The organism is Luteitalea sp. (assembly GCF_022842525.1).
GTDB lineage: Bacteria > Acidobacteriota > Vicinamibacteria > Vicinamibacterales > Vicinamibacteraceae > Luteitalea.
Genome location: NZ_JALHPM010000179.1, coordinates 1 through 12,808 on the forward strand (window position 1 = coordinate 1; position 12,808 = coordinate 12,808).

General features: G+C 71.5%; 12 protein-coding genes. 5 read left to right on the plus strand and 7 right to left on the minus strand.

Annotation, left to right across the window (positions count from 1 at the left end):
- Positions 1-964, plus strand: a 964-nt coding sequence (locus tag Q0C41_RS25040; protein WP_291988564.1) for a glucoamylase family protein, incomplete at its 5' end; no start/stop codon positions are given.
- 27 nt (positions 965-991) lie between these two features.
- Here Q0C41_RS25040 and Q0C41_RS25045 read toward each other — a convergent pair.
- The gene (locus tag Q0C41_RS25045; RefSeq protein ID WP_291988565.1) at positions 992-2,020 is read right to left on the minus strand and encodes an ATP-binding protein; all 1,029 of its coding nucleotides are present in this window, start codon (positions 2,018-2,020) and stop codon (positions 992-994) included.
- Positions 2,017-2,700: a response regulator transcription factor gene (locus Q0C41_RS25050; protein WP_291988567.1), complete on the minus strand. Its 684-nt coding sequence runs from the start codon at positions 2,698-2,700 to the stop codon at positions 2,017-2,019. The genes Q0C41_RS25045 and Q0C41_RS25050 overlap by 4 nt, the downstream gene beginning before the upstream one ends.
- 76 nt (positions 2,701-2,776) lie before the next feature.
- Here Q0C41_RS25050 and Q0C41_RS25055 point away from each other — a divergent pair, with 76 nt between their 5' ends.
- Together Q0C41_RS25055 and Q0C41_RS25060 are read left to right on the plus strand one after the other, a co-directional pair.
- On the plus strand, positions 2,777-3,562 hold the full coding sequence (locus tag Q0C41_RS25055; protein ID WP_291988569.1) for a class I SAM-dependent methyltransferase: 786 nt from the start codon (positions 2,777-2,779) through the stop codon (positions 3,560-3,562).
- A gap of 18 nt (positions 3,563-3,580) precedes the next feature.
- Positions 3,581-4,153, plus strand: a complete 573-nt coding sequence (locus tag Q0C41_RS25060) for an SAM-dependent methyltransferase (protein WP_291988571.1) — start codon at positions 3,581-3,583, stop codon at positions 4,151-4,153.
- Here the strand turns inward: Q0C41_RS25060 and Q0C41_RS25065 are convergent.
- From Q0C41_RS25065 to Q0C41_RS25085, 5 genes are all read right to left on the minus strand, one after another.
- On the minus strand, positions 4,150-4,764 hold the full coding sequence (locus Q0C41_RS25065; RefSeq protein ID WP_291988573.1) for a class I SAM-dependent methyltransferase: 615 nt from the start codon (positions 4,762-4,764) through the stop codon (positions 4,150-4,152). The genes Q0C41_RS25060 and Q0C41_RS25065 overlap by 4 nt on opposite strands.
- Before the next feature lie 4 nt (positions 4,765-4,768).
- Positions 4,769-5,608, minus strand: coding sequence for a nucleoside phosphorylase (locus Q0C41_RS25070; RefSeq protein ID WP_291988576.1), 840 nt, complete (start codon positions 5,606-5,608; stop codon positions 4,769-4,771).
- Between the two features lie 16 nt (positions 5,609-5,624).
- Positions 5,625-6,308: a metalloregulator ArsR/SmtB family transcription factor gene (locus Q0C41_RS25075; RefSeq protein WP_291988577.1), complete on the minus strand. Its 684-nt coding sequence runs from the start codon at positions 6,306-6,308 to the stop codon at positions 5,625-5,627.
- 145 nt (positions 6,309-6,453) lie between these two features.
- Positions 6,454-6,585: a hypothetical protein gene (locus Q0C41_RS25080; protein ID WP_291988579.1), complete on the minus strand. Its 132-nt coding sequence runs from the start codon at positions 6,583-6,585 to the stop codon at positions 6,454-6,456.
- A 119-nt stretch (positions 6,586-6,704) separates the two neighbouring features.
- Positions 6,705-10,415: a hypothetical protein gene (locus Q0C41_RS25085; RefSeq protein ID WP_291988581.1), complete on the minus strand. Its 3,711-nt coding sequence runs from the start codon at positions 10,413-10,415 to the stop codon at positions 6,705-6,707.
- A gap of 129 nt (positions 10,416-10,544) precedes the next feature.
- Between Q0C41_RS25085 and Q0C41_RS25090 the strand changes: the two genes are divergently transcribed.
- Complete coding sequence (locus Q0C41_RS25090) at positions 10,545-10,988, plus strand: hypothetical protein (protein WP_291988583.1); 444 nt, start codon at positions 10,545-10,547, stop codon at positions 10,986-10,988.
- A gap of 25 nt (positions 10,989-11,013) precedes the next feature.
- The coding region (locus tag Q0C41_RS25095) for a protein kinase (protein ID WP_291988585.1) at positions 11,014-12,808 on the plus strand (1,795 nt) is incomplete at its 3' end.

Below are 12,808 nucleotides of genomic sequence, written 5' to 3' on the forward strand. Positions count from 1 at the left end.
CGCCGCCGATGACGCGTCCTGGTGGGCGGTCGAGTTGGCCGAGCGGCTGGCGCACGCTCGCGCCTGGAGCGCGACCGGTCTGACGCCGGCCCTGCGCGTCGACCTGGAGGCCATCGCCGCGCAGGCGGATCAGTACGTGAGCGAGATGGACTTCGCCTTCATGTACCACCCGCGCAAGAAGACGCTGTCGGTGGGCTACGACGCGTCGTCGGGCACGCTGGAGTCGTCGACGTACGACCTGCTGGCCTCGGAGGCGCGCATCGCGGCGTTCGTGGCCATCGCCAAGGGCGACGTGCCGCAGGACAGCTGGTTCCACCTCGGGCGGACGCACGTCGTGTCGCGTGGCACCCGCGTCCTCGCCTCATGGACGGGGACGATGTTCGAGTACCTGATGCCGGCGCTGTGGATGCGTCACTATCCACGCACGCTGATGCAGGACAGCATGACGGCGGTGGTGCGGCTGCAGCAGGCCTTCACGCGCGCGCGCCAGCTGCCGTGGGGTATCTCCGAGTCCGGCTGTGTCACGGCCGGCAGCGACGAGTACGGGTATGCCGCGTTCGGGCTGCCCGACGTCGCCCTCAACCCGCGCAACGGGCGGCACCTGGTGATTTCGCCCTACTCGTCGTACCTGTCGTTGATGATCGATCCGCAGGCCAGCCTGCGCAACCTCCGGCGCATCGAGGCGCTCGGCTGGTCGGGACGGTACGGTCTCTACGAGGCGGTCGACGTCAGCGACGACACGGCGCGCCCCGTCCGGACGTGGATGGCGCATCACCAGGGCATGAGCCTGCTCGCGGTCTGCAACGTGCTCTGCGACAACGTCATCCAGCAGCACTTCCACGCCGAGCCGCAGGTGCTGGCCACCGAGTTGCTGCTGCACGAGCGCGTGCCGTCGATTGCCATCGCTGACATCGAAGAGTGGCTGGTGCCGCCCCGTACGGTCGGCGAGGAGCGCGCGGCGTAGGGTGTCGCCTCCGACCGACGCCTCGTCTCACGCGGGGCGGTCGGCGGGCGGCGCGGGGGCGGCCGGCAGCGCCAACCGGACGCGCAGACCTCCCAGCGGCGATCGCTCGAGGGTCAGCGTGCCGCCGTACAGCTCCGCGAGGTCCTGCACGATGGCCAGGCCCAGGCCAGTGCCCGGCACCCGCTCGTCGGCGCGGCCACCGCGCTGCAGCACCCGCGGCACCATCGACGCCTCCACCCCATCCCCGTCGTCGTCCACCGTCACAATCAGTTGCGCGTCCACGAGCGTCGACGCCACGTGCACGCGGCTGCGACACCAGGTGCATGCGTTGTCGAGCAGGTTGCCGAGCATCTCGTCGAGGTCTTCGGGGGCACACCGGACGGCGTGATCGTCGGCGATGTCCCGAGCCAGGGCGATCCGACGGTCGGCGTGCAGCCGCTCGAGCGCCCGGAAGAGGCCACTGACGGCCGGGACGAGCGGTGCACGCAGGCCGGCCGCGGTACCGGCGGCGACCATGCGCGCCTGTGACAGGTGATGGTCGATCTGGCGCGCCATGCGGGAGACCTGCGCGCCGAGTGAGACGGCCAGCGCCGGATCCTGCGCGGCGACGAGATCGGCATCGCGGGCCAGCACCGCCAGCGGCGTCTTCAGGCCGTGCGCCATGTCCGCGGCTCGTGCCGCGGCGCGGATCACCCGCTCGTCGCGGGCCGTCAGCAGCGCGTTGAGATCGGTGACCAGTGGCTGGACCTCGGCAGGATACGTCCCGCTGAGACGTGCCGTGGTGCCGGCGTGGACGTCTGCCAGATCGACGTGCAGCCGGTCCATCGCCCGCAGGCTGCGCCAGATCACGCGCGCGCCCAGGCCCAGACAGGCCAGGCCGACGACGAGGCTGAGGGTGAGGGGGATCGACAGGAACCACGACAGCAGTGCAAAGTGCGGCTGCGGGTGCGTGGCGAGGAAGACGATCAGCAGCACCGAGACCACCAGCATCACGCCGAGGGTCCACAAGAGCGAGCCGGCGATCAGCTGCGATCGGAACGAGCGCGCGGACTTCACGCGTCCGGCTCCGGAGACCCAGGCGCGTCAGCCATCCGGTAGCCCACGCCGCGTACCGTCTCGATGACCGAGGCGCCCAGCTTGCGACGGAGTCGGGCGACGAACACCTCGAGCGTGTTGGAATCGCGGTCGCGATCCTGGGCGTAGATGTGCTCGACGAGCGCGTGCCGCGAGACGACGCGGCCGGCGTGATGCATCAGGCAGGCGAGGGTGCGGTACTCGTGACTCGTCAGCGTCACGTCGACGCCCCGCACGGTGACACGCGTGTGGCGTGGGTCGAGCCTGACCTCACCGGACTGCAACTCCGGGTGGGCGTGTCCGTGCGCGCGGCGGATCAGGGCCCGCACGCGCGCCAGCACTTCCTCGAGGCGATAGGGCTTCGAGAGGTAGTCGTCGGCCCCGCTGTCGATGCCGAGCACGCGCTCGGTCCAGCTGCCGCGCGCGGTCAGCACGAGCACCGGCACGACGATGCCGGCGTCGCGCCAGGTGCGCAGCAGCGTCAGGCCGTCCACGCCGGGCAACCCGAGGTCGAGCAGGATGGCGTCGTAGCGCTCCGTGCGCACGAGGAGGTCCGCCGACGGACCATCGGCCGCACGGTCCACCGCGTAGCCGGCCCGGCCGAGGGCCGTGTCGAGCTGATCGGCCAGCGCCCGCTCATCTTCCGCCACCAGCACTCGCACAGCTGTCGTTATAGCGCGAGCTGACCTGAACGGGGCCTGAACAACGCCTTCAGCGGGCGTTCAGGCGGCACGCCGCATGCTGCCGCCCATGTTCACCTACGACTTCGACTACGCCTGGCCCCTCCGCTGGGGACATCCACTCGTCAGCCTCCTGGGCGGTGTGCTGGCCATCGTCGCCTGGCGTCTCGGGTGGCGGCGAGGGGCGACCATCGGCTTCGGCCTCGTGGCCGCGTGGGGGCTGGCCGGGACCGTGGCGATGCACTACGCCGTGCAGATCGCCTCGCCGCAGCGGCTCGTGACGCACGCGTTCCTGCCGGCCGGCACGGGCGAGGTGCTCGAACTCGGCGCGGGGTCGGGGCGCGCCACAGTGGGGTTCCTGCGCGCCAGACCGCAGGCCACGGTCGTTGCCCTCGACGCCTATCGCGGCTACTACGGCATCGACGACAACTCGCCGGATCGCCTGATGCGCAACGTGCGCGCCGCTGGTGTCGATGCCCGCGTGCAGGTCAGCGTCGCCGACATGCGGACGTTGCCCTTCGCGGCGGGTCGGTTCGACGCGGCGTTCAGCGTGGCGGCCATCGATCACCTGCCGTGGCCCGGCATCGAGGCGACCCTGCGCGAGACGGCACGCGTGCTGCGCCCGGGCGGACAGCTGTTGATCGTGAGCCTCAACAGCGACGGCTGGGTGGCGGTGGCCATGCCCTGGGCGCTGCACGGGCACGGGTTCTGGAGCTCGTCGCAGAACCGGCGACGGTGGCGTGCCGCCCTCGAAGCGGCGGGCTTCGTCGTCGACGACATCGGGACGCGACCCGCGACCCAGTACATCCTCGCGAGCCGGCCCCGGCAGGTCGCCTCACGGTGATAGGCTCGAGGCTGGGCGATGCACGAGACGCGCACACGACAGGGCCTGGCGCTGGATGAGGAGACGGTCGACGGGCACGTGGCTCGTCGGAGCTCGCCGCGCGTCGATGCCCTGCTCGACGGCCTCGACCCGACGCGGCCGCTCTGGGATCTCTGCTGCGACGGTGGTCAGATCGGCTGTGTGGCCATGGACCGCCACCCGGGCGCGACCGTGGTCTTCGTGGACAAGCGTCCGCGCCTCGTCGCCGAACTCGCCGCCCTGCTCGAACGCACGCCCAGGTACCACGGCAGGTATCGGACCGAGCGCGCCGATATCCTCCGCATGACCCTGCCCTCGGCGCCTGCCACCGTCGTCCTCGCCGGGGTGGGCACCAATCTGATTCTGGCGTTCCTGGCGCGGCTCGAGGGCCGCCGCGGCGATCGGCTCGTGTGCAGCACCAGTCAGTGCCCGGACCGCTTCGAGACGCTGGCCTCGGCGCAGGGGCTGGTCGTCCTCGGTCGCGTGCAGGTGCGCTCACGCCATGGGCAGCAGACGATCTGGCGGCTGGCCTGGCACGACCAGTCGCCCGCGCGTGGCGCGCCGTCGGCCTAAACGATGCGGGTCAATCGGGCGTACTGGAACGACTGCGTCGCGCCCCACGGCGTCGTGTGGACCCAGGCCCGTGACTCGGCCAGAGCGAACGCGGGGCCGAGCTCCTGCGCCAGCGACTCGGGGGAGTACCGCATCACCGGAAGGCCGCTGCACGTCTGCGGCCCGTCCGGGCCGAACGTCGCCATGATGGCGGAGCCGCCGCGCTTGAGCGTGCCCATCAGGTGCGCGCGATAGTGGGCCCGGTCCTGCGGCGTCGTCAGGAAGTGGAACACCGCGCGGTCGTGCCAGATGTCGACGGACGACGCCGACCACGCCCCCGCGACATCGGCGACGATCCACTGCACGTCGGACGCCGCCGGCCCCAGCCGACCGCGTGCTCGCTCGAGCGCCGCGGCCGACACGTCGAGCACCGCCAGGCAGCGCAGGCCTCGCGCCAGCAAGTGGTCGACGAGATGGGATTCACCGCCGCCCACGTCCAGCACGCAGGTCGCCGGAGTCAATCCGGCCGCCTCGAGCATCTCGATCGAGCGCGCCGGCACGTCCTCGAACCAACTGACGTCGCGCTCACCCTTCGTGAGATAGACCTTGTCCCAGTGTGCCCGTCGATCCACGGCGTCAGGTTCCCGGAGGCCCGGCCGTGCCGGCCTCGTGACAGGCCGTCGCGTCCGCGGCGGCGATGAAGTCGTGCGCGGCCCGCACGACGGCGGAGAGCACGCGCTGCCGATAGGCGTGCTCTCCGGTATCGAACTGGTCGCCCGTGTGGTCGGTGCTGTTGCTGACCAGCGCGACCACACCGACCTGCGCCGCGCGCGCCGTGCCGAACGCGAAGAGCGACGCGGCCTGCATCTCGACGGCGAGGACGTCGGCGTCGGCCCAGCGTCGAATCTGTGCCTCGGTTTCGCGGTACGGGGCATCGGTCGTCCAGACGCACCCGCGTCGCACCGGGGCCACCGAGTCGAGCGCCCGGACGAGGCGGTCCACCAGGTCAGGCGTCGGGGTCTGCACCGTCTCACTCGCCGGCAGGTAGTGCAGGGACGTGCCCTCATCGCGCACCGCGCGGTCAGCCACGACGATGCAGGGCAGGGGCAGCGCGGGGGCCACGCGTCCCGCCGACGTGAGGCCGAGGATGACCCGCGCGCCAGCCGCGTGCAGTTGCTCGGCAATCAGCACGGCGTATGGACCACCGATCGTTCGTGGCACCACGCCGCAGTGACGGCCATCGAGCGTCACGCCGAGCATCTGGGTGTGAAAGCACGCCCAGGTCTGCACCGGGGCCACGTTGGGGCCGTGCATCAGGCCATCCGACAGATCCCCGTCGAAGTCGAGTACACACACCGTCGGCACGGGCGCGTCGGTCAGGCCGCGCGCCTCGCGCACGGCCTGCATGAGATCGGCGGGCCGGAACATCGACGGCGCATCGAGCGGATGCGCGAGCAGTGGTGTGGTGTCTGGCACAGGGAGCCGGCGACGCCTAGCGGCTGGAGGCAGGGGCGTCCCCGACGACGACGCGTCCGCCCAGGGCCTGCCATTCCGCGACGCCGTATTCGAGGTGGTGGGCCGTCCGCCCGTGCGTCCGGAGCAGGGTGACGGCATCGAGGGCCATCACGCAGTACGGGCCACGACAGTAGGCGACGATCTCGCGGTCCTTCGGCAGCCGCCGCAGACGACGTCGCAGGTCCGCGAGCGGGATGGAGATGGCGCCGGCGATGTGGCCGGCGGCGTACTCCGGCGACGGGCGGACGTCGATCACCGTCACCTCGCCGCGCCTGACCCGTGCGACGAGGGCCTTGCTGTCGACGCCTTCGAGGGCCCCACGCCGCGCCAGGACGTCCTGGCGCAACTGCGCGAGTTCGGTCAGCCGCGCGTGCGCGAGCGTGCGCACCTGCAGCAGGAACGGCCCGACGGCGTCGCCGGCGAGACGGTAGGTGACGAATGTCCCTGCCTTCTCGGTGGTGACGAGGCGGCACTGGCGCAGGACCTGCAGATGCTGTGACGTGTTGGCGACGCTGTGGCCGATGGCCGCCGCGAGGCGCTCCACCGTGCTGGGGGCCTGGGCGAGCAGGTCGAGGATCTCGAGCCGGATCGGGCTGGCGATCGCCTTGCCCACCCGGGCGACCTGCTCGTAGGCGAGCTGCTTGAAGGGAACGTCGGCCATGGTCAAGTATTCAAGCGTCCGCTTGAACACTATGTCGAACCTCGGCCGTCGTCAAGCGGGGTGGTGATCGAAGTCACCTGCGGTTCGACGCGACCGCTGGTGAGGCGTCGCGTGGACCTCTCTACTGGAGCGACCTCGGCGCGACTCAGGCGCTGACGCGCGCCGCGGGCTCAGGGCCCCATCGGGAGATGACTGCGGCGATGGCTGCCGGAGCGATGGGTGTGGTGACGTAGTCGGTCATGCCGGCGTCGAGACAGCGCTCGCGATCGCCCTGCATCGCATGCGTCAGGCTCGAGGTGGATCGAGTCCTCTCCTGAGGCCATCGGCATTCACCGCGGGGGCGGCAGCGTGCATACGGCGCGCCCCTCGCGACCTATCCAAGTGTGGCGGCGATGGTCATGGCCAGGGCGTCGCGAGGGCATTGGCACCCGCGCCCCACTGTTGGCCGAGCGCGTCACGATAGATGGCCCACTCGACCACGATCGGCGTCGACGGCTCCGTGGTGACGTCGGCACTGAAGTGCCGGCCGACCGCCGTCGGGAACTCGCTGCGCACATGCACGGTGAACCGGCTCCGCGGCGCGACCGTGTAGGTCTGCGCAGCGGCGGGCGTACCATCGCCGAACAGCAGCGTGACGGTGACCGCCGCGGTGGTGTCACCAGGGTTGGCCAGGAGGTAGTAGGTGTCGATGCCGACGTCTACATGACCCGCGGCCGCCACCCATCCGGCTGCCGCCGTCGTCGCCCCGGGGCTGTTGTGCGCCTCCACCCAGGTGGCCGCCGTGGGGCCGGGCCACCACATCGCGCGTTCGGCCACGATCGCCGGCCCGTCGATCACCTCGATGGTCGCCGAGACCTCACCGACCGAGGCGAGCGGCGTGCCGGGGACGCCGTCGAACGTCTCCTGATCGACCCAGATGTTGAAGCGGCTGTTCGGCTGGAGGACATAGTCCTTCGTGAACACCCGGCCGTCGCCGAGAAGGAAGCGCGCACGGACCGTGCTGATCGCGTCGGCGGGATTGGCCAGCAGCACGAACATGTCGAAGAACTCGTTGGTCGCGCCCTCGGCGAAGAACCACGCGCTCGCAGGTGCGGCGATGCCGGCACTTTCGTGGCCTGCGGCGAAGAGGGCGCCGGGCGTCTCGGACGGCACGCCCGGCGTGGTGCGATACATGGCGCGCTCGGCGATGATCGGCACGCCGTTGCCCACCGTGATGCGCGCCGAGACGTCGGCGGCGGCCAGGAGCGCCTGATCATCGAACGTCTCGAGGTTCACCCAGATGTTGAAGCGCTGGCCGGGGGCGACCTCGTAGATCTTGTCCAGCGGGGCACCCGTCCCGCGCAGATACCGCACGGTCACCGAGGCGGTGGTCGCCGACGGGTTGTAGAGCAGATAGAACAGGGAGAATCCGCTGTGCGTGGCCCCTTCGGCGAAGTACCAGGTGGTGGAGGGGGCCGCGAGGGCGCGCTCGCCATGTGACCCGTAGGAGGTGTCGGTGTCCCACGACATCAGGCGATCCACCACGACGGGGCGGTCGCTTTCGACGCGCGTGGCGAACTCACGCACATCGGAGAGCGGCACGGCGACGGTCCGGCTCTGGCGTCCCGGCACGGTCACGGGCGTGCTGGCGAGCGAGCCGTCCCCGCTCGCATAGCGCAGCAGCACCTCGGCGGCCGTCGTCGCGGGATTGGCGATCGAGAAGGTGGTGGCGAAGAAGTCCGATCGCGCGCCTTCCGCGAAGTAGCGCGTGGCCCCCGGATCGCCGCGCGGGTGCGTGTGCGCCACGAGTTCGCTGGCGTTGGTCACACCGTCGCCGTCGGGATCGCCGTCGGCGCCGTCCGCGCCGGTGGAGACCGTCGGGTCGAGTCCGTAGCGCTCCTCCCACCGATCGGGCAGACCATCGTCGTCGAGGTCCAGACGGTCGAGGTCGAAGACGAAGACCACGCCGGTACTGGCCAGGCTGGTGCCGGTCGTCGCGGCGGCCAGGAAACGGCCCGAACCCGCCAGGATGCGACCGAAGCCCGTCACGCTGCCGCCCTCTGGCACGAACTGGACGGTTGGACGCCAGCGGTCCCCGGCACGGCGCAGCGCAGTGATGGGCGCGCCGCCGATGACGCCTTCGGACGATGCGAACAGCAGGTCGCCGACGAAGGCCACGGCCGTGCCGAAGGCGCGGGCGCCGGTCGGCGGATAGGCGGGCAGCGCGCTCGCGGTGGCGTCGGACGTCGATGACACCCAGATCACGCCGGCGTCTTCGCCGGCCGGGCGAAGCGGGGCGTCGCCGTCGGGCAACGCCACGGCGGCAGACCCCGCACCGAGCGCCACCCGATTCATCGTGGTTCCCACGTTGCCCGGCGCCGCCCTCAAGGTCCCCGCCAATGTGGTCACGGTGCCGTCGACATCCACCCGTCGCACCAGCGAGGTGTCGGCCACGAACAGCGTGCCGTCCGGCGCCACCGTCAGCGTCGTCGGGCGTCCGAAGCGGGCGACGCCGCCTGCGCCATCGACGATGGTGGCGGTGCCGCTCTGGCCGGCGATCGTCGACACCTGGCCGGTGGTCGTCACGCGCCGGATGGTCAATCCGTCGACCATCACGAGCGTCCCGTCGGGCGCGCGCGTCAGCGATCCGGGCGCCGTGAAGCGCGCCTGCGTGCCGAGACCATCGGTCGTGCCAGAGATGTCGGCATTGCCAGCGATGGTGGAGAGCGTGCCGTCGGGGGCCATCGCCCGCAGCGCGCTCCGATCGGCGATGTACAGGGTCTGCGACGCCGGGTCGAAGACCAGCGATTGCGCCGTGCCGAGTCGGCCGACGCCCGGGGGACCGTCCTCGGCGCCGACCACGCCGGGCAACCCGGCCACCGTCGTCACCACCCCCGCGTCGCTCACCTTGCGGATGGCGCCGAGGTCGGCCACGTAGTAGTTGCCTTGGCCGTCCGGGGCGATGGCGCCGATGATGCCGAAGCCGGCCGTCGTGCCCGTGCCATCCATCAACCCGAGGGTCGGATTGCCGGCCAGGAACGTGAAAGTGCCCGCGAGGTCGCCGGTGAAGACCTGCTTGCCACCCACCGCGGACACGAACGTCGTCGGTGTCTCGAAGACACGGCTGGTGGCCGCTGGCAGGGGACCGAGGGTGGAGACCTCCCCGGTCGCGGTCACCAGGCGCTGCGATGCGATCTCGGTCATCAAGACGCCGCTGCCCTGCGACAACAGACTGACGATCTCGCCGAAGCTGGCGCGCAGGCCGCTGTCATCCACGGGACCGAACCGCTCGTCGAACCATGTCGGCAGGCTGGCGATGGCCTGCCAGGGCACCGGCAGCGTCCCCCGCACGAGCCGCACCACGTTGCCCCCCCCAGCCTCCCCGCCGCCAGCCACGAAGACGCCGTCGGCGCCGGCCAGTGTCGTCCCCAGACGCATGAACGACGTCGGCCGTCCGAAGGCGCGAGTGACCACCACAGTGGCAAACGTCCACCGTGCATCCGCCCGCTCGTAGACGAACACGCCGCCGGAGTCCAGTGCGCGAAAGAACGGCTCGTCCCACTGCGGTGCGCCCACCATGACGACGTCGCCGTCCACGGCGACCGTGGCGCCGAAACGGTCCTCCTCGACCGGGAGGATCGGATCGGCGCCGACGCCGTTCACGGTCGACCGATCGAGGCGCGCCTGCTGCGTCCAGCCGGCGGCGGTGCGCCGAAAGACGTACGCCGCGCCCTTGTTCGAGACCGTCTGCGTGATGCCGCCTGCGGCGTCGCGCGTCACGTCATCTCCCGGCGCGCCGACGACGATCGTCGTGTCGTCGATGGCGACGGCGGCGCCGAACGCATCGCCGGGCAGGGCGTCGGCTGCGGTCAGTCTCGTGACGAGGGTCCACACGTCCTGTCGCCACTCGTAGACGAACGCCGCCCCACGCTGCTGGTCGCCAGGGTCGCCCACCACCAGCGTCGTGCCCGAGATGGCGACGCTGGTGCCGAACGACATGCTCCGTCCCCCGGGCGGCGTCAGGAGCTGGGCCGGCAAACTGATGGGCTGCGCCGACACCGACGCGGTGCCGATCAGGAGCCACGCACAGGTAAGCGATGAGAGACGCGTCTGGGGGCAAGTCGGCATGACTGCCGCCCGTTCTATCACAAGGCCACGTCGTCGTCATGCCGTGCGGAGACGAGGCTCAGCCGTGGCGCGCGAGCCGCAGCAGACGGTGAGCGATCAGGCGACGTGTGCCGATGGTAGAGTGACGCGATGCGGCTCCGTATCCTCCTCGCGGCAGTGCTGTGCGCGGCGTGCGGTCGCTCGAGTGACTCCCCGACCCAGCCATCGCGGCTGCCAGCCGACATCACCCCCGGGACCTTGTCGGCCACCGTCACCCAGGGGCCGACGGCGGACGTCTACGCCGTCACCGTCACCGTGCGCGAGGTGGGCGGCCAGACCGGCGCGATCCTCCGCACCGTGCCGCTGCAGTTCTCGCGCGGGGCCGATACGGTGCTGCAGGCCACCATCGAGGATGCGTGGCCGGTCAACCGCCTCGCGGCGGGAGCGACGGCGTCGTCGCGCGTCATCACGGTCCGCGACGACCGGCCGGCGCGCGTGCTGGCCGAGCGGGTCGCCATCACCGTGACGTATGTCGGCGACAGCGGCACGACCGGTGCCTTCATCGCGTCGACCCCCATCGTGCCGTCCAGCTGACGTCGCTGGTACCATCAGGCCATCCATGGAGACGCGCCCCGACGCTACCGGGCTCGAGACCACGGCGATGGCGGCGGAGCCGTCGTGGAGCGGGTCCGACGGGTTCCCCACAGGCGGCATGCGCAGTGGCGCGTCGTCGCCCACCCTGCCGTTCAGCCTCGGCCCCTACGAGCTGCGCGAGGTGCTCGGCCTCGGCGGGATGGGCATCGTCTATCGCGCCGAGCAGACGACGCCGATGCACCGCGAGGTGGCGCTCAAGCTGATTCGCGCCGAGGCGGCGTCCCTGCACGTCATCGCACGATTCGAGGCGGAGCGCGAGACGCTGGCGCGCATGGACCACCCGCACATCGCGCGCATCCTCGATGCGGGCGACTCCGTGCACGGGCCGTACTTCGTCATGGACCTCGTGCGCGGGGTGCCCGTCACCGAGTACGTCTGGTCGCGGGCCCTGCCGCTGCGGGCGCGCCTCGAGCTGTTCCTGCAGGCGTGCGACGCCGTCCGCCACGCGCACCTGAAGGGCATCGTCCACCGCGACCTCAAGCCGTCCAACCTGCTGGTGGCCGATCAGGACGGGCAGCCCGTGCTCAAGGCCATCGACTTCGGGATCGCCAAGGCCATCGGCGACGCGCCGTCGGGCCCGACGTTGACCCGCGTCGGCGTGCTCGTGGGCACGCCCGACTACATGAGTCCCGAGCAGGCCGGGGCCCTGGGCGAGGCCGATGTCGACACCCGTACCGACGTCTTCTCGCTGGGCGTCGTCCTTTACGAACTGCTCGCCGGGACGCGGCCGCGCCAGGTGCGCACCGGGTCGGCCGCCGAGTTCCACCAGTTCCTCGTGGGAGCGCCGGTCAGCACGCCCTCGTCGGTCGCGCGTCGATCGGCGGCGGCGGCCAAACTCGGGGCGGGCGCCGACCTGGACACGATCGCGCTCAAGGCGATCGAGGTCGAACCCGATCGGCGCTATCAGTCGGTCGAGCAACTCGCCGAGGACGTACGGCGCTATCTCGATGGCGTGCCCGTGCTGGCGCGCCCGGCCACGTGGCGCTATCGGGCCGGCAAGTTCGTGCGTCGCCACCGCGCGGCGGTCGTGGCCGCGGCCGCCGCGGCCCTGCTGCTCGTGGCGATGACGGCCATCTACACGGTGCAGGTGGCGCGCGAACGCGACCGTGCCCGCGCCGAGGCGGCCAAGGCCGCGCAGGTCACCGCGTTCCTCACGGAGCTGTTCGAGTCGGCCGAACCCGACCAGGCCTACGGGCAGGACATCTCGGCGCGTCAGTTGCTGGCCCGCGGCGCGCGGCGCATCGAGCGCGAACTCGCCGGCGACCCGCCGCTGCAGGGCACGATGATGCGCGTCATCGGGGACGTCTATCGCGGCCTCGGCGCGTACACCGAGGCGGTCCCCCTGCTCGATGCGGCCATCGCCCGGCACCAGGACGTCGCCGGGCAGGAACTCGAGTGGGCGTCGTCCCTGCACGCCCGCGCCACGCTGGCCCTGGCGCAGGGCGATCACGGCCGCGCCGCCGCCCTGCTCGAGCAGGCGCTCACGTTGCGTCGTCCACGGTTGATGGCGCCGCATCCGACGCTGGCGTCGACGCTCGAGGACCTCGGCTACGTGAACGTCGAGCGTGGGGAACTGGCGGCGGCGCAGCGGGCGCTGCAGGAGGCGCTGGAGATGTCGCGCACGCTCGGCGCCGACCCCGATGCGGCCGGCGCCCTCGGCGACACGCTCGTCTCGCTGGCGCGCCTGCGGCTCGTGGAGGGCAACTACGCCGAGGCACAGCGCCTGCTGCGCGAGGCGGTGGACATCCGGCGTCGCACGC

What these genes read in the sequence shown, in the direction of transcription:
- Q0C41_RS25090 (WP_291988583.1), top strand. Translation starts at nt 10,545, where the DNA reads ATGCGGCTCCGTATCCTCCTCGCGGCAGTGCTGTGCGCGGCGTGCGGT.
- Q0C41_RS25075 (WP_291988577.1), bottom strand. Translation starts at nt 6,308, where the DNA reads ATGGCCGACGTTCCCTTCAAGCAGCTCGCCTACGAGCAGGTCGCCCGG.
- Q0C41_RS25080 (WP_291988579.1), bottom strand. Translation starts at nt 6,585, where the DNA reads ATGCAGGGCGATCGCGAGCGCTGTCTCGACGCCGGCATGACCGACTAC.
- Q0C41_RS25085 (WP_291988581.1), bottom strand. Translation starts at nt 10,415, where the DNA reads ATGCCGACTTGCCCCCAGACGCGTCTCTCATCGCTTACCTGTGCGTGG.
- Q0C41_RS25055 (WP_291988569.1), top strand. Translation starts at nt 2,777, where the DNA reads ATGCTGCCGCCCATGTTCACCTACGACTTCGACTACGCCTGGCCCCTC.
- Q0C41_RS25060 (WP_291988571.1), top strand. Translation starts at nt 3,581, where the DNA reads ATGCACGAGACGCGCACACGACAGGGCCTGGCGCTGGATGAGGAGACG.